This window comes from Oceanihabitans sp. IOP_32 (genome assembly GCF_009498295.1).
Lineage (GTDB): Bacteria > Bacteroidota > Bacteroidia > Flavobacteriales > Flavobacteriaceae > Wocania > Wocania indica.
The window spans coordinates 837,754-855,070 of the sequence record NZ_CP040813.1 but is presented as its reverse complement, the minus strand read 5'-3'; the positions used below and the strand labels follow the sequence as shown (position 1 = coordinate 855,070).

The window sequence follows — 17,317 nt, the reverse complement described above, 5'->3', positions numbered from 1 at the left end:
TTTAAAAATGGTGAATAAGAAGTATAAAATCATATTATCAGGTGGCGGTACAGGGGGACATATCTACCCTGCCATTGCTATTGCCAACGAAATAAAAGCGCGTTTTCCAGACTCCGAGTTTTTATTCGTAGGGGCAAAAGATCGTATGGAAATGGAGAAAATTCCGCAGGCTGGATATCGTATTGAAGGGTTATGGATTTCTGGTATTCAGCGAAAAATAACGCTTAAAAATGCGATGTTTCCTTTTAAAGTACTTAGCAGTATTTTAAAGTCTAGAAAAATTGTTAAATCTTTTAAACCAAACGTCGCCATTGGTACTGGTGGTTTTGCAAGCGGTCCTTTATTGTATGTAGCGGCGGCTAAAAAGATACCTAGTTTAATACAAGAGCAAAACTCATTTCCTGGAATTACTAATAAGCTTCTAGGAAAAAAAGTTGATAAAATTTGTGTGGCTTATGATGGTTTAGAGCGGTTTTTCCCAAAAGGAAAAATTATAAAAACAGGAAACCCCGTACGTCAAGATTTACTAGATATTGAAACGAAAACAGAACAAGCGAAATCGTATTTTGACTTAAAATCTGGCAAAGTGACCCTCTTAGTATTAGGGGGTAGTTTAGGCTCGCGTCGAATTAATGAACTGATAGAAAAGGAGTTGGATTTTTTAGACACTCAGAATGTGCAAATCATTTGGCAATGTGGTAAGTTGTATTATCAGCAATATAAAATTTATAGCCATACAAAAAACGTGCAAGTCCATCAGTTTTTAAATAAAATGGATTATGCCTACGCAGCTGCAGATATTGTGATTTCGAGAGCAGGTGCAATTTCGGTATCAGAATTATGTATCGTGGGTAAGCCTGTAATTTTTATTCCATCGCCAAACGTGGCCGAAGATCACCAAACAAAAAACGCGATGGCAGTAGTTAAAAATAATGCGGCATTATTAATTAAAGAAGAAGATTTAGAAACCGATTTCGAGAATAAGTTTTCGCAATTAATCGCTTCCGCGGAAAAACAAAAGGAACTGAGCGAGAATATAAAAAAATTGGCACTAGTAAATGCCACAAAAGAAATAGTAAACCAAGTAGAAGAGCTTTTACATCATGCCTAATCTTCTAATACGAAGTGTTACACCATGAATAGAGAAATAAAAAATAGCGATAATAATAGTAAAGCGCATACCATGAGCAAAGGTTTGGCATGGGCCACGCATATCTATTTTATTGGTATTGGAGGTATTGGTATGAGTGCTTTGGCACGCTATTTTTGTGCTAATAATAAAATGGTGGCGGGGTACGATAAAACAGCAAGTGCCATAACAGAAGCACTAGAGGCTTTAAATGTTAAAATTCATTTTGAAGATTCGGTAGCAGCTATAGCCCCTGAGTTTTTAAATCCTGATAATACATTAGTGGTTTATACTCCCGCTATTCCCCATACTCACAGCGAATTGAATTATTTTAAAACTAAAGGCTTTCAGGTATTAAAACGGTCTGAAGTTTTGGGTTTAATAACCGAAAACACCTTTTGTTTGGCCGTTGCAGGTACTCATGGGAAAACAACCACAACCAGTATTCTCGGACATTTAATGTATGAGTGCGATGTAGAATTAACAGCTTTTTTAGGAGGTGTTAGCGAGAATTACAATTCTAATTTAATATTGAAGGGCACAGAAGTTTCGGTTGTGGAGGCCGATGAATATGATAGGTCGTTCTTAACCCTATCTCCAGATTTAGCTTGTATAACATCTATGGATGCCGATCACTTGGACATTTACGGGGCAGAAGAAGCTTTGCACGAATCGTTTAAAGCGTTTTCTGAGCGAATAAAGCCAAACGGTCAGTTGTTTGTTAAAAACGGTTTGCCGTTAAGCGGTATTACATACGGTATAGAAGACGATTCTGATTATAGCATTCAAAATATAAAAATAGAAAATGGGCGGTATGTTTTTGATGTAAAAACACCAAAAACAACCCTTAAAAACTTAAAATTTAACCTCCCAGGTCGGCATAATTTGCAGAATGCCTTAATAGCCTTGGCGATGGCTTTAGAGTATGGTTGTTCGCAAGAGCAACTCGTAAAAGCTTTGGCGACTTATAAAGGGGTGAAACGAAGATTTACATATCATATAAAAACCGATAATCTCGTTTTTATTGATGATTATGCACATCATCCAAAAGAAATCAATGCGGTGTACCAGGCGATTAGCGAAATGTATCCAGATCAGAAAATATTGGCTATTTTTCAACCGCATTTGTACTCTAGAACACGCGATTTTATTGACGATTTTGCCAAGAGTTTGGCGCCGTTTAACGAGGTCGTATTATTAGATATTTATCCGGCTAGAGAATTGCCAATTGAAGGCGTGAACTCCCAATGGCTGTTGGATAAAATAAACAACGAAAACAAGCAGTTGGTTAGTAAATCAGAACTGTTAAAAGCCATACAAAAAAGCGATGCACAAGTTATTATTACGATGGGTGCTGGCGATATAGGAAAAGAAGTAAATATGATTAAAAACGAATTACAACTTGCGAATTAATTGGAATAACATAAAAATGATTGTTCTACTGGGTATAGTAGGTTTTTTGTTTGCTTTTTCGTCTCGAAAAAACGCAGAACGGGAGGTCTCGAAACCTAATGTAAAATTCGTTGGCGAAAACAACCTATATATTACAAATGAGGCTGTTAGTAAATTGTTGATACAAAATTATGGAGGGACGAAAAACATAGCCAAAGAAGCTTTAGTTTTGAGTAAATTGGAAAACGCTCTTAACGCAAACCCTATGATAAAAACTGCCGAGGTGTATATGACGGTAAATGGTACGCTTAAGGCAGAAATTGAACAAAAAACACCGATAGCTCGAGTGCAGGTGAAAAAACCGTATTATATTGATAGTCAAGGTTTTTATATGCCTTTGTCAAACAATTATTCAGCCAGAGTACCTTTAGTTACAGGTGATGTGAAAAAAGAAGATTTAAGTAGTATATTTATAGTAGCAAATAAAATTAAACATGATGATTTTCTTAAAAAAAATGTTATTGAGATTCATCAAAACACGAATAATAAGATCCAATTAAAGTTGAGGCAGTGCAATTTTGTAGTGGAGTTAGGTAGTGTTGATTTTTTAGATCGGAAAATAAGTAACTTAAAAGCGTTTTATCAAAAAAATAAAAAAGACCAAACGCTTAATAATTATAGCAAAGTCAATTTGCAGTTTAAAAATCAAGTAGTGTGTACCAAAAATGTAAGCAATGGAGCATAAGATAGCAGTAGGATTAGATATCGGGACCACAAAAATAGTGGTGATGATTGGGCGTGAAAACGAATACGGCAAAGTGGAAATTTTAGGTATTGGTAGATCTAAAAGTTTGGGCGTACATCGTGGTGTTGTAAATAATATTACGCAAACCATTCAATCTATACAGCAAGCGCTTCAAGAAGCCGAAGCAGCTGCGAATTTGCAGGTATCGGAGGTCACTGTTGGCATTGCGGGGCAGCATATTAGAAGTTTGCAGCATAGTGACTATATTACCAGATCAGATTCTGAAACGGTTATAGACGATAACGATATCGAGCGGCTTATAAACCAAGTGCACAAATTAGTCATGTTGCCTGGTGAAGAGATTATTCATGTGTTACCACAAGAATATAAGGTTGATGGTCAAGGCGAAATAAAGGAACCTATAGGTATGTATGGTGGACGGTTAGAAGCTAATTTCCATGTAGTTGTTGGGCAGGTATCCTCTATTAGAAATGTAGGGCGTTGTATAAAAAGTGCTGGTTTAAGTCTAGAGGGTATCACTTTAGAGCCTCTGGCCTCGGCAAAAGCCGTATTAAGTCAGGAAGAAAAAGAGGCGGGAGTCGCTTTAATCGATATTGGTGGTGGTACAACCGACTTGGCTATTTTTAGAGACGGTATTATTCGCCATACTGCTGTTATTCCTTTTGGTGGGAATGTTATTACAGAAGACATAAAGGAAGGCTGTTCTATTATAGAAAAACAAGCCGAGCTTTTAAAAATAAAATTTGGATCGGCATGGCCGGGTGAGAATAAGGATAACGAAATTGTATCTATTCCAGGATTACGTGGTAGAGAACCTAAAGAAATTACCTTAAAAAATCTCTCAAAAATAATTCATGCTCGGGTTGTAGAAATTGTAGAACAGGTGTACGTAGAAATTAAAAATTACGGTCACGAAGAACAAAAAAAGAAACTTATTGCAGGTATTGTTTTAACAGGTGGAGGCGCACAATTAAAACATCTAAAGCAATTGGTAGAATATATTACAGGTATGGATACCAGAATTGGTTATCCAAACGAGCATTTAGCTGGTGATAGTGATGAGGAAATTACCAGTCCGCTTTACGCCACCGCAGTTGGTTTGGTTTTAGATGGTTTAAAACGTCAAGATAGAAAGCGCATGGAGCAAGAGCATCAAGAGCAATTGGAAGCCTTAGAGGCAAAACGAACAGAAGCCGAAAAGGAAGATGAAGAAGAGACCATAGAAAAACCAGTTAAAGAGCGACGCTCGTTTTTAGATAAGTTGACAGAGCGCGTTAAAGATTTTTTAGATAGCGCAGAATAATTAAAATTCATTGATAAAGAAAAATACATTACAAACCCTCAAGTAAAACAGAATTTATGAGCAGCAAGAAAGAATTCGAAAGCATAGCATTTGATTTACCAAAGAACCAATCGAATGTCATTAAAGTTATAGGAGTTGGTGGTGGCGGTAGCAACGCTATAAACCATATGTTTCAACAAGGTATTAAAGGCGTAGATTTTTACGTTTGTAATACAGACGCGCAAGCACTACATAATAGTGCCGTTCCAAATAAAATCCAATTAGGCGTAAATTTAACCGAAGGATTAGGAGCAGGGGCAAACCCCGATATTGGCGAACAATCGGCTGTCGAGAGTTTCGACGATATTTCTACCATGCTTGATACCAATACAAAAATGGTTTTTATAACTGCTGGTATGGGTGGAGGTACTGGTACTGGTGCTGCTCCCATAATCGCACAAATGGCTAAAGATTTAGACATATTAACCGTGGGTATTGTTACCATGCCATTTGCCTTCGAGGGTAAAATGCGTATTGAACAATCGCAAAGAGGTATAGAAAAATTACGTAACGTTGTGGATTCTTTAATTGTGATAAATAACAACAAACTTCGTGAGGTTTACGGCAATCTCGGCTTTAAAGCTGGTTTCTCTAAGGCAGACGAAGTGCTATCTACTGCTGCTCGTGGTATAGCCGAAGTTATAACGCACCATTATACTCAAAATATCGATTTACGCGATGCCAAAACTGTTCTTAGCAACAGCGGAACGGCTATTATGGGGTCTGCTCAGGCTTCTGGTAAAAGTCGCGCTCAAGACGCTATTCGTAAGGCTTTAGATTCTCCTTTATTAAACGATAATAAAATTACTGGCGCTAAAAATGTATTGCTGTTAATAGTTTCAGGATCGCACGAAATCACTATCGATGAGATTGGCGAGATTAACGATCATATCCAGTCTGAGGCCGGTCATGGTGCAAATATCATTATGGGGGTTGGCGAAGACGAAAGCTTAGAAGAATCTATAGCCGTTACTATTATTGCGACGGGTTTTAATGTAGAGCAGCAGGATGAAATATCTAACACAGAAACCAAAAAAGTGGTGCATACTTTAGGTCTTGAAGAAGAGCGCGAAATGACCAGAAAGAAACCTGTTGCAAAACAAACACCCAAGAAGACTTCTCAAGTTGTAAGGCATACCTTAGATTTTGACGAAAATTCTAACGATCAGGCAAAAAAAAAGACAGAGAATAGGGGTTTAGCAAATAGAGATGTAAAAGATTCAAATTTAACGACAACCACAGAAGATATGAGGAATATTAATGTGGTTTATAGCGAAGTAAAAGCAGAAAGCCATGAAGACACGAACAGTATAGAAAACGACGCGTCCGACGATTTTATAATACATCCAGTCTCAAGAACCTCTAATGCTGCTGGGGACATTAAAGAAGACGACGTGGCATCAAATTACATCGAAGAAGAGAAACAAATTACTTTAACTTTCGATTTGCCAATATCTACTGAAACCTCAGAAAACGACACCACAGACGAGCTTGTTTCGCATCAATTAAATGAAGAGGTAAAAGACATCTCAGTTAACGATCATGTCGAGCTAATAACGGTTGAAGAAACCACCGATAAGGGTAGTATACGTTATGTTTTAGATGATTATGTTGAAGTGGAATCTGGAATAAATAAAAAAACGTCGAAGTCTAAAGAGGTTTTTGATGATTATGACGACAATATCGTTTTTGAAAAGAAAGTGGTAAAACCGGAAGCAGCAGAAGAATCGATAACGGAAGAAGAGGTGGATCCTTTGGAAAGTCCTATTTCAGATTTACTTAAGGAACGCGCTAACGAGCGCCGATTAAAAATGAAAGCTTTTAATTATAAGTTTAACAGCTCGAAGATAGACGATATCGAGAAGGTTCCAGCCTATAAACGTCAGGGTGTAAATTTAAAAGAAGCAAAACACTCATCAGAAACAGATAGGTCTAGGACCAGTTTGGGCTTAGATGATAATGACGATATACAATTAAGAAATAATAATTCTTTTTTGCACGATAATGTCGATTAATTAAAGTATCTTTGGTATTATATTTTACTGATTACTAGCCCAAAAATTAAATTTTACTTTTTGGGCTTCTTTATCGGATTAAAAATTTTAAACAAATAACAATTTAAGGGTGATTTTTGATCCTTTAAACGCATGTAACTCATCTAACTTTTTTATATCTTCGCAGTTCAAAAAACAAAGGCATGAGTTTACAACAAGATATAATGGCGGCTTTGAAGGAGGCTATGAAAGCTAAGGATCAAACGGCTTTAACTGCTTTACGTGCGGTTAAATCGGCTATTTTACTAGCTCAAACCGAGACGGGAGACAAAGCAGATTTAACAGAAGAACAGGAGCTTAAAATACTTCAAAAGCAAGTGAAACAACGCCGAGATAGTGCGGCTATTTTTTTAGAGCAAGGTCGCGAAGACTTGGCAACTCCAGAATTGGCCGAGGCCGATGTGATTGCTCAATTTTTACCAGAAGCTTTAAGCGAAGAAGAGATTGAAAAGGTTGTTGTGATGACTATAGAAAGTACTGATGCTAGTGGTATGAAAGATATGGGTAAAGTTATGGGTTTAGTTAACAAGCAACTAGCAGGACAAGCCGATGGTAAAACGATATCTCATATTGTAAAAGCAAAATTATCATAGAAAAATAAAAAGATATTCCTACTTTTGTAGGCATTAAGGTTGCGTAGTTCAACTGGATACCTGTCTGCCGACAGTCAGGGAATATCAGATTTCGGATGATATGAATAAAGATTGTTTCTATATATTAATAAGTGAAGTAGAAGGTTAAAACTTGAATTGGTAACGCATTTTTAAAATATATGTTAAAGAAAAAATTAATGACTTAAAATATATTCCTACTTTTGTAGGAATTTAGGCTGCGTAGTTCAACTGGATACCTGTCTGCCGACAGTCAGGGAATATCAGATTTCGGATGATATGAATTAAGATTGTTTCTATATATTAATAAGTGAAGTAGACGGTAGATTATACAAAGGGCATACGCAAGATATAGATAAACGCTTGATTGAACATAATGAAGGAAAGACTAAATCGACAAAAGGTTATGCGCCCTGGAGACTGTTTTATTACGAAGTATTTGCTACGAGAGTAGAAGCAATATTAAGAGAAAAGTATTTTAAAACTGGAATGGGTAGGGCTTTTTTAAAGGATATGTTAAAAAATAAGTAACTTAAAAAAACATTCCTACTTTTGTAGGAATTAAGGCTGCGTAGTTCAACTGGATAGAATATCAGATTTCGGCTCTGAGGGTTGGAGGTTCGAATCCTCTCGCGGTCACTAATAAATAGTTGCACAAGGAAAAACGCCAAGCTCGCTTGAGCGTTTTTTTTTGTTAGAACTATTTTCAAAGCGGCGCTTTGAGGACGATCTACTTGTTTTTATTATTTTATACCAAATTAGCCATGTCATGCCGCATATAATTTGTTTCTTTTTCACCCATATTTCGGTATAAAATAAAACCATAACTCAGGCTATGCTTTGATTTTCTATCTCATCTGAACAAAAAATAATTCAAATTAATAATACGACATTTCAAAACTAAATTGGTATTAGAGGAATAAAAAATTTAGAATTATGGAGATAGATTTTGAATTTGATGCGATTTTTTATGATAAAAATCGGCTAAATGGGTTATTAAATATATTTCTACTTCCTCGTTAGATTTTTGAAGTTGTAACAAATCAAAAACCTTGGATAAATAGATGTTTTCAAATTCCTTCAAAAGGGCTTTGCTTTCTAAAACATCCTCAAATGTAATGACTATAAGCTGTTCTTGCATCCATGTATGGGCTTTGTATTTTTTTCTATTATGGCTAAGTTTTCTAAATCGGTTGGGTTTATGGTCTCACCTTTTTGCTTGGCTGTATTTATAATGGCCAACTCGTTAACATATTCCTCTTTTAACGAATAATCGAATTTCTTAGCATCTTCATATAAGCTTTTTAAACTGTTAAAAACGATGTTTTGGTAGGTGCTTAAATAGTCTTTATGTTCATATAAATACTTTAAATAGTTGATACCGGAATTTTTATAAGCTTTATCAGATTTATTTTCGTTTTGCCTCAGTATTTCCTCTAATCTTGATAATTCGTTCTTAATTGCTGATACATTTTTAATCGCAACAAAATCTGGAGTATTTATTAGATATGTAATTTCATTACTAATATTTTCATGCAAACCTGAAAAAGTATGTGTTCTATAAGAAAATGAAAATTCTTTTTCTTTTTTCGGTTTCCTCTTGGGCCTGCCAATATCAAACGTGTAGGTATAGCCAAATGTTACGGTTACCTCATTTAGAGCGTCTTGCTTTGCAGCTGTTTTAAATAATTGTATGGCATTCAAGTTGAGATTATGATTTTCTGCAACAACCATTGAGGCATTCCCTCTAAAATTAAGAACGTTGGTTGTTAAATCTTTGGTATTGTTGGTATTATAAGTTACACCAAGTGATGCGTTGAGTTTGTTCTCAAAAAACTTTTTGCCAATATCTAAAGCGCCACCGTAAGCATCACTATCATCCCTACCAATATCACTATAATTATAATTTAAAGATGTAGAAATATTTATATTGTCTTTTGGAAAGCCTATCGTATATACGGCATTGGCGTTATGAAAATTATTAGCCTGTCCAATCCTAATAATTCCCGCTTGTTTATTTGCAGATGAAGCTAGACTGTAATTTAAATTAATATTTTGATTGTTTTTTTCTCCTTCAGCTAACAACCAATTGAGGTTCACATTTGCGTTTTGTGATAATTGTTTAAAGTTTAAGGCTTCTAAATTTTCATCGGTAAGATCGCTATCATTAATGTCATCAAATTGGTTAAGGCTACTATTGGTGTGGGTAGAGAAATTAGAATAAGTCCCTGTAAGTGTAACTTTATCTGTAACTTTTAAAGTGGCGTTAACTGCACCCACAAATCTACTAGTTGCTTGTGTTTTTTGATTTTTTAAGTCGTCCCGTTGGTAGCCAGCGTTAAACGATATATTTAATTTGTCGTTAAACAGGGGTCGGGAGCCATTAAGGGAGATGTTTTCAAAATCATTATTAAAAAAATAAGCACCGAGTGTTTCATAACCGGGGTCTATGCGTTCGTAGGCTAAACCTACTTTCATTTTGTCTAATTCATAATCTAAACCAATTTTATAAGCATTGTAGTACTCGGTAGAACCTTTACTGTTAAAAAGTAAACTTGCTAAGCCTGTTCCTTTTTCATTTGTATTTTCGGCTCTTGTGTCTTGGGTAATTGCTGTAGAGGCATACTCTGCTTTAATAATAAAATGTTCTGCAATGGTTACCTCGCCATCCAAACCAAACACTAAATTTTCTTTAGGGGTAATGTTTCTATCATCTGGAACAGCCACAATAGAATGGATATCATCTTTGGCATAGAAACCAATAAGACCAATTTTGTAATTTTCTTTTTCCCAACCTAATTTGCTACCATATCCAATACGCTTAAAGGCAGGAAGGGTTTGTTGTTGTCCATCATCCTCTGTGGCTTTTAGTAAACGCCCATACATGACACTCATATTAAAAGCGTCGTTTGGTGTTAATTCTACACCCGCTCCTGTAAATTGATGGCCGCTTAAGGTATAGGGCGAAAACGTCATGGCTACATCACCAATATGGCTTTGTATCCATTTATATTTGGGGTGTATGCTAAGTCTGTTAAATTTAAATGGAGTTTGGTAACCTAATTGGTTACCTGTATTAGTAAAGCTGTAGCTTAAAGGCATACTAAAGGTTAGCCAACTTACGTTTAAATTACCTTGTAAGAAATAAGTAAATGGCTCGCGGGCACTACGCCCATTCGAGTTATAAAATATACTGTTTGCAGAGATGCCTCCTTTTATTTTTAAAGGGCTGTTTTTTATTTTATCTACCGTTCGACTACCTATATTCTCTAAGTCTTGTGCGGTTATAGACATTGGTGTTAACACACAAAGTAGAAGTAGGGGGATTAGCAAGTGAGCTTTAAAAATTAAAAATAATGGTGCTTTTTTATTCAATACTTTTCTAATCTTTTTTGTGATATATTTAATGTTGTTATACAACAATTAAATATCAAATGGGTTTTTATGTTTTCTTCCTTTGTTTAGTAAAGTTAGTTTATTGTGATTGATTATTAAAACTTTACATTATAGGTTTTGTGTTTTTCTGCTCATTGTTTAGGTATATTGCTCTTAATGTCCCGAGCTAGGAGCCAGTAAGCTTATACTTTGTTTTTATAAAATGCATCATAAACACTAATTTACACTCATTTGTTTTGTTTAATCTTTTTGTTTCTTACTGTTGCTGGCACGAGCGTGACGCTCGCGCTAGCGGGAGATCTTGCCTCTCGAATATATGCAGAGAACTTTTATTATCTAATACGTAAAGTCTATTACTGTTTAACTTAAGACCTCTCGCATATCTTGACTGTTCTGTAACCCCATCTTGTGACAATTCGTAAGTCCAATCTATCTTTTTTGTCACTCGATCTAAAGCACCTACTTTGCTATTGTTCTTATCGGCAAAGTAAATATGATCATGATTAAATACAAAACGAGACATATTCTTTAGCCCTTGCTCTTCCATTTCATTCAAAAACTCTTGACTTACTGAAACAGAGTTTAAATCAACTTCAGTATATCGCTGATTAAATAATTGTATTAGTCTTCCAGACTCTTCATCCAATTCAACAGCATTCATAAACATCCCACTAAACGAACCTTGATCCGTATTTTTATCATTTTCGATAACTAAGATTTTCTTTCCAGTCTTGATATCTAAGACTAAAATTTTCCCATTGTTTAAGTATGAGTATAGTGCCTCGTTTCTTACCCCTAAAATTCTTAATATCTCTGTTGTCTTTTCTTTTCCATCATAATCAGACCAATTACCTAATTCTGACGTATCAAACTTCCAATCTATTTTTCCGTTATCTCCAATTGAGGTTATTCTGTTTTTGACTCCACTTACAAGATATTCTCCATCAATAAATAATGGTAAGTCTTCAATTTGTTTTTCCCATTTCACTCTAAATGGTAATTGAATACAAAATGTGTTTGTAGAATAATCTGGATTGTATTTTAATGCAATAGCATATCCTTCATTTGACACACTCCTTAACATGTAATTCTCTAAATCTCTATCTACAACGTCACCTGTATTTACATCTAACGTGATAGTTTTCTCAAACCCTGATTCTTTATTTATAAATTCAATGTAAGCATGCTCTCTGTAAATTATACAATTTGTACTATTGCCAGGTATTAACTTCTCCCACAACAAGTTTTGACTTAAATCAAAACATCGAACAACTTCTTTATACAACACCACAAAAGCATCCTGTATAAAATAACACCCATTTACTTCATTAATTGATTGTATATATTTCATTTATAGAATATCAATAAATTTGTACAGGTCATGACCTGTATTATTAACTGCTTGGATAAACTGACCTTTAGTATTAATGCCAACAGAACTAAATACAGTTGAATTTGGATTGGTATTTAATATATCATCATAAATCGAATGATTATTCTGCTGAAATAAAGTCTTAAAGTTATCTTTTACGAGAGTAGAATTATCCCCAATTTTCTTACTGTTAAATACATATTCAAACTCATCCATATTATCAGCATCGGCTAAATAAGCTTTGAACTGATTCTTAAATTGAGATGAACCAGAAATATTCCCAATAGTAGATTCTGAATAGCTTTTCAATTCTAATTTTTTACCACTTGATAATTGAATATCAAATAAGCAATTAGCACAAATTCCAGCAAGATTATCTGCATCTACTATTTTTCCTTCAAGCTTTGCTACATTAGAAGCATTTAATGTTTTCAACTTAGTCAACAAATGGCTCGCTCCATCTTGAGCAAAAAAGTTCGGGTTCTTCAATGCTGTTATAACTTTATCAAAACCTTCAACACCGTCAAAATTAGTAACCAGATGTTTTATATCATCTAAATGCTCTGCTGCTTGCTTCAAAAATGTATGAGAAGCTCCTATATGAGGATGAACTAATGCAGCGATTATAACATCTAAATCAGCTTCACCGTTTGGTAATTTATTTAGAACTGATGGTTCCATTATTTCAGAAAGTTTTTCAAAAAAAGGAACATCCGTACTATATGCTCTTCCAATTACTTTCTTCCACGCATCAATCAAACTAGGATTTGTATTAAATATGATTTTAACATCATCAATGGCATCCTCAAAATCATCTAGAAATTTAATTTTGGTAAGGTCTTCAAAACCATTGAATTTATTGTGCAATTGAGTTGCATCTTGGCCTAAGGCTGTGCCTGCACTTTCAATTAATATAACCCCGTCGTTACCACTATTAATTGAATGCAATGCATTTAAATTGAAACTTGTAAAGAGGCTTAACGCAATTAAAAAAAATATTTTAAAAATTTTTTTCATGGAAGGTAAAGATACATTTTTGTATTTGCTTTTTATTTATTAAATAAATAAATTTGAAGAAATAAAGCTTTTGTAAAGTACTTGTGAGAGTTTAAAAAAAATGAAAAACAATATTAGCTAATAAAAATGAATATTTGTTCTAATAATTGCTTAGCAAACAAAACGGATTTCTCCCTTGTTATGGTAGCTAAAAAAATTGCAGATGCGCTGAAAGTTTCTTTAGATTATTTGGTAGGCAAAACAGACCAACAATTAGATGATGATGTATTAAACCGTATTAATGAGGTTTCTAAAATGAACGATACAGACAAAGGACACGTATTTTCTTTATTAGATGCCTTTATCGCTAAAACGAAAATTAAAGGGTTGGTGTAATGAGAAGAATTATTTCCTATAACGACTCAATTTCAGATGAAAATTTAATTCAATTAATTGGTGAATCTGAAAAATATGAACCAGAAAGCTCCTTTTCTGATGAACAAAATTCTACTTTTCTAGAACATCATAGGATATGTCAACTATTAAACGATTTAGAATTTACAATTGAAAGTTATGGTCTATTAAATTTTTTTATTGATTATTCTGACCAAATTATAGAACTAGAAGAGTTGAGTATTCTATTAGAAAAAATAGGTCACAAAAACACAAAAGAGGCTATTGATAGAGCATTGAGTTTTTATAACAAAAACGTTAATACATTTAGATATCTTGAAACAAATCCTGTTGACTTTGATTCAAAATATAAACAACTTGAAATAGAACTAAACAATTTCTACATCCCTCTAAATAATAGCATTAAGATTTTAGCTCAGCAAATAAGAAAAAACACAAATGATTTCTTTATCAATAGTAACCTAGTTTAACAAACTATTAAAATCTACTGTATCCCAAAATTTAGATATTTCTGTATTTGATTTTACTGAGTTATCTAAAAGAGATTGTTTTAAGTTTTTAGATAGGTTGATTACGTCATTATTTATTTCTTCAGCTATTTTTAAATCACTCCAGTTAGGATTTTGCGTTTTTAATTCTCCCCATCTTGAATCAAAAAAATCACCAATTCGACTAGTATAAGCGTCATGTCTACTATGTACACCTCCATTGCCTACAATTTTCTTTTCTAACATAATCAGGTTATCTAAAGAATTAGTTCCATTTACATCAAAATGCTTGAAACCTTCTAATTCGTACCATTTTCGGAAAGATTCTCTCTTAAATAAATCAACAGGAAAGATATGATGAGACTCGAATACATTAAACCCATTAGCTTTTAATCTTTTGAAAAAATCATCCCAAGATTCATTTGCTAATTTTGAAAAGGTTTGCCCTCCTTTTGAAAATGTATAATCTGAAACAGCATTAGGAATATCAGAATCCCCAATATCTAATAATCTCTTATTATTCCTGTTAACACCATTTGCTTTTCTAACAGCATCACCACCTTTAGGAAAACTTGCATTATCTAAAGCATTTGCTAATGACCCATCAGCTCTCTTTCCAACTCTAATAGCTTCTAGTAAAACATCATCCACCCCATTAGCCAATTCACAAACCCTATCGCCTTTATTTTCAATTGAAAAAAAAGTATCGTTTGCACTTAAATTGAAACTTGTGAAAAAGCTAAGTGCGACTATTAGATATATTTTGAAATGGTTATTCACGTTTCAAAGATACGAGTTGTTTTCTTTTTTTCAATTGAAGAAAAAAACAACTCGATTTTTTGTAATTAATGCCTGTGTAGGATTTTTAATTTTTAGCAGAATGTTTCTAGGCATTCATTATAAAAAATGAGTATCCAAACGCCCTACAATCTTGATTAGAATGAGGATGTTTCTTGCGTGCGGAAGGTGAAAACGAATCTTCATTAGCACGTGTGGGTTGGGGAGCGTTGGCTGTGTGGCTATTTTGCATAATACCTGTTATAACGACATTTTTATCCTTTAAAAAGCAATCAGTCAGCCTTAAAAATGTGCGAAGCGAACTTATAACACGTATTATGTAACTTAGCTTTGGGGTTTAATTTTTTGGCATTGCTTTTTGTTCTGTGCGGTGGGGTAGCTTTTTGGTGTTGGCTTTTTTTATTTTCAAAAAAAACAATAACAAAGTGCTACTTGTGGGATGGCTTACAAAAACTATGACAAAAAATTAAACAGAAGGGATGGCGAGCGGAACAAAAGAAAACACAAAGGCTTTTTGCTTTTTCTGCAAAAAATTGGGGGTAGTATCTCACAAAGTGTGTAAAGTTTAAAAATATCGAGGGTTGCAACCCTCGATATTTTTTTATTAATTTAAATTTTATACACGATGAACAAAGACGATTTATTAAACGACGACTTTTTAAAACAGTTTAAAACAGGAGAAGAACTAACCTCTTTTCTAAAGTCCATTCAAAAACGAGGCATTGAAAAGATGCTGGAAGGCGAGCTGGATGCTCATTTAGATTACAGCAGACACGAACAATCGCCCAATCCGAACTCACGCAACGGTTATGCTTCCAAAAAGGTAAAAACCGCTTTAGGTGAAAGTATCATTCAAGTACCTAGGGACAGGGAAGCCTCCTTTAACCCCATGCTTGTCCCTAAGCGAACCAATATGGTCGATGGCATAGAAAACGTAATTATCAGTCTATACGCCAAAGGTATGAGTAATTCTGATATCGAAGAACAAATCCGAGAGGTCTACGGTTTTGATGTATCAACATCCACCATATCACGCATCACAGATAAAGTTACCAACGATATTGTGGCTTGGCAGAACCGCCCCCTAGAACCTGTATATTTAATAACCTGGATGGATGGCATCGTTTTCAAGGTACGAGAAAACTCCAAAGTCATCAACAAAACCATGTACATTGCCGTAGGGCTTCGTAGAGACGGCAAAAAGGAAGTCTTGGGGCTTTGGTTGGGCAAGAACGAATCGGCAGCCTTCTGGATGAGCGTCTTGACCGATATGAAAGCCAGAGGCGTTCAAGATTTGCTTATTACCGCCACCGATAACCTTAATGGCTTTACCGACACCATTAAAAACGTGTTCCCTGAATCCAAGACTCAAATATGTGTGGTACACCAAATTAGGAATGCTTGTCGCTATGTGGTCTGGAAGGATAAAAAGGAGTTTACAAAAGACATGAAAAACATCTACGATGCACCTACCAAAAGCGCCGCTAAGGCCGCCCTGGAGGACTTTGCTGAAAAATGGGAACACAAGTATTCTTATGCCATCAAAAGTTGGAGGGATAACTGGGAAGAGCTTACTGCTTTTTATGAGTTTCCGGTTGAAATCAGAAAAATCATTTACACTACAAACCTTATTGAAAATCTCAATGGAAAAATTAGGAAATACACCAAAAACAAGCTCTCATTCCCAACCGATGAAGCTGTAATGAAATCCACATTTTTAGCATTAAGGGAGGCTACCAAGAAATGGTCAATGCCTATTAGGAATTGGGGCATTATTTTAAACCAATTTTTAACTATATTTGAAAAAAGGGTTCAACTTTAAGAAAGTCAAACCCTCGATAAATTAAGTTTACACACTTAATGGGATAGTGTCAAATTGGGTTTGCTTTTGTGGGGATTTTAGCGGTGGATTTGCTAGATATTTAAATTAAGCTCTAATTTTCCTCCTAAACCCAATTCTACAATTCTCATTAAAGTAGATAAACGTATATCACTTGCATCTGATTCTATTCTTGATATATAACTCCGTTTAGTTTGAGCTTTTTCTGCTAATTCTGCTTGTGTCATATTTGCCTTTTTACGAGCTTCACGAATCATAACACCTAATTTAAAAGATTCATATCCTCTTTCAAATTCATCTCTTCTATCTGTTCCTTGTTCTCCGTAAGCATTATTTAAATGCTCTTCTAAAGTTATTATATTGCTATTTTTCTTCATAATATTCTTTCTTTAATCGTTCTGCTAATTTAATTTCACTCTTTGGTGTTTTTTGTGTCTTTTTCTGAAAACCATTCAGTAATACAACTAAATTACCCTTATCAAAAAAACATAGAACTCTAAAAATGTTACTCCCTAATTTTATTCGAGCTTCGTATAAACCATCTGTACCGGTTAAATGCTTAAAATACTGACTTGGAATTTGGTCTAATTCTCTAATTATTTTTAAGACATAATCAATTTTTACTCTTGTCTTTGCATCTTGTTTCTTGTAGAAATCAAGAAAATGGTTTTTATAAATAATTACTTCTCTCTTCATAAATATACGACAAAGGTATCTAA

The 17,317-nt window shown here is 34.4% G+C and carries 17 protein-coding genes and 1 tRNA gene; 11 read left to right on the top strand and 7 right to left on the bottom strand.

From position 1 onward, the window contains the following. Positions 1-7: 7 nt before the first annotated feature. From murG to FEZ18_RS03520, 8 genes are all read left to right on the top strand, one after another. Complete coding sequence (gene murG, locus FEZ18_RS03555; RefSeq protein WP_153267048.1) at positions 8-1,111, top strand: undecaprenyldiphospho-muramoylpentapeptide beta-N-acetylglucosaminyltransferase; 1,104 nt, start codon at positions 8-10, stop codon at positions 1,109-1,111. A 72-nt stretch (positions 1,112-1,183) separates the two neighbouring features. After that, complete coding sequence (murC, locus tag FEZ18_RS03550) at positions 1,184-2,542, top strand: UDP-N-acetylmuramate--L-alanine ligase (RefSeq protein WP_153269034.1); 1,359 nt, start codon at positions 1,184-1,186, stop codon at positions 2,540-2,542. Between the two features lie 16 nt (positions 2,543-2,558). Next, positions 2,559-3,266 carry a cell division protein FtsQ/DivIB gene (locus tag FEZ18_RS03545; RefSeq protein WP_317164450.1) on the top strand — a complete coding sequence of 236 codons (708 nt, stop codon included), beginning with the start codon at positions 2,559-2,561 and terminating at the stop codon, positions 3,264-3,266. Beyond that, positions 3,256-4,590: a cell division protein FtsA gene (gene ftsA / locus FEZ18_RS03540; protein ID WP_153267046.1), complete on the top strand. Its 1,335-nt coding sequence runs from the start codon at positions 3,256-3,258 to the stop codon at positions 4,588-4,590. Before FEZ18_RS03545 ends, ftsA begins: the two co-directional genes overlap by 11 nt. A gap of 56 nt (positions 4,591-4,646) precedes the next feature. Continuing rightward, the gene (ftsZ, locus tag FEZ18_RS03535) at positions 4,647-6,644 is read left to right on the top strand and encodes a cell division protein FtsZ (protein WP_153267045.1); all 1,998 of its coding nucleotides are present in this window, start codon (positions 4,647-4,649) and stop codon (positions 6,642-6,644) included. 182 nt (positions 6,645-6,826) lie between these two features. Next, positions 6,827-7,276: a GatB/YqeY domain-containing protein gene (locus FEZ18_RS03530; RefSeq protein ID WP_153267044.1), complete on the top strand. Its 450-nt coding sequence runs from the start codon at positions 6,827-6,829 to the stop codon at positions 7,274-7,276. Between the two features lie 318 nt (positions 7,277-7,594). Next, on the top strand, positions 7,595-7,825 hold the full coding sequence (locus FEZ18_RS03525) for a GIY-YIG nuclease family protein (RefSeq protein ID WP_153269033.1): 231 nt from the start codon (positions 7,595-7,597) through the stop codon (positions 7,823-7,825). Between the two features lie 34 nt (positions 7,826-7,859). After that, a tRNA-Arg gene (locus FEZ18_RS03520) sits at positions 7,860-7,933 on the top strand. A 295-nt stretch (positions 7,934-8,228) separates the two neighbouring features. Here the strand turns inward: FEZ18_RS03520 and FEZ18_RS03515 are convergent. From FEZ18_RS03515 to FEZ18_RS03500, 4 genes are all read right to left on the bottom strand, one after another. Beyond that, a complete protein-coding gene (locus FEZ18_RS03515) occupies positions 8,229-8,435 on the bottom strand; it encodes a hypothetical protein (protein ID WP_153267043.1) in 207 nt (68 codons plus the stop codon). Beyond that, on the bottom strand, positions 8,417-10,588 hold the full coding sequence (locus FEZ18_RS03510) for a hypothetical protein (RefSeq protein WP_153267042.1): 2,172 nt from the start codon (positions 10,586-10,588) through the stop codon (positions 8,417-8,419). The genes FEZ18_RS03515 and FEZ18_RS03510 overlap by 19 nt, the downstream gene beginning before the upstream one ends. Before the next feature lie 358 nt (positions 10,589-10,946). Beyond that, the gene (locus FEZ18_RS03505) at positions 10,947-12,041 is read right to left on the bottom strand and encodes a PQQ-binding-like beta-propeller repeat protein (protein ID WP_153267041.1); all 1,095 of its coding nucleotides are present in this window, start codon (positions 12,039-12,041) and stop codon (positions 10,947-10,949) included. Next, positions 12,042-13,079 (bottom strand): hypothetical protein, encoded by a 1,038-nt coding sequence (locus FEZ18_RS03500; RefSeq protein ID WP_153267040.1) that lies wholly within the window; start codon positions 13,077-13,079, stop codon positions 12,042-12,044. A 126-nt stretch (positions 13,080-13,205) separates the two neighbouring features. On the opposite strand from FEZ18_RS03500, the gene FEZ18_RS03495 reads away from it, so the two are divergent. Together FEZ18_RS03495 and FEZ18_RS03490 are read left to right on the top strand one after the other, a co-directional pair. Further along, positions 13,206-13,454: a hypothetical protein gene (locus FEZ18_RS03495; protein WP_153267039.1), complete on the top strand. Its 249-nt coding sequence runs from the start codon at positions 13,206-13,208 to the stop codon at positions 13,452-13,454. Next, complete coding sequence (locus FEZ18_RS03490) at positions 13,454-13,942, top strand: hypothetical protein (RefSeq protein WP_153267038.1); 489 nt, start codon at positions 13,454-13,456, stop codon at positions 13,940-13,942. Before FEZ18_RS03495 ends, FEZ18_RS03490 begins: the two co-directional genes overlap by 1 nt. Here FEZ18_RS03490 and FEZ18_RS03485 read toward each other — a convergent pair. Then, a complete protein-coding gene (locus FEZ18_RS03485) occupies positions 13,934-14,740 on the bottom strand; it encodes a hypothetical protein (RefSeq protein WP_153267037.1) in 807 nt (268 codons plus the stop codon). The genes FEZ18_RS03490 and FEZ18_RS03485 overlap by 9 nt on opposite strands. Before the next feature lie 643 nt (positions 14,741-15,383). Here FEZ18_RS03485 and FEZ18_RS03480 point away from each other — a divergent pair. Continuing rightward, on the top strand, positions 15,384-16,580 hold the full coding sequence (locus FEZ18_RS03480) for an IS256 family transposase (protein ID WP_153267032.1): 1,197 nt from the start codon (positions 15,384-15,386) through the stop codon (positions 16,578-16,580). Between the two features lie 92 nt (positions 16,581-16,672). On the opposite strand, the gene FEZ18_RS03475 is transcribed toward FEZ18_RS03480, so the two are convergent. Together FEZ18_RS03475 and FEZ18_RS03470 are read right to left on the bottom strand one after the other, a co-directional pair. Then, positions 16,673-16,975, bottom strand: a complete 303-nt coding sequence (locus tag FEZ18_RS03475; protein ID WP_410505132.1) for a helix-turn-helix domain-containing protein — start codon at positions 16,973-16,975, stop codon at positions 16,673-16,675. Next, positions 16,962-17,294 carry a type II toxin-antitoxin system RelE/ParE family toxin gene (locus FEZ18_RS03470; RefSeq protein WP_153267036.1) on the bottom strand — a complete coding sequence of 111 codons (333 nt, stop codon included), beginning with the start codon at positions 17,292-17,294 and terminating at the stop codon, positions 16,962-16,964. Before FEZ18_RS03470 ends, FEZ18_RS03475 begins: the two co-directional genes overlap by 14 nt. Between the last annotated feature and the right edge of the window lie 23 nt (positions 17,295-17,317).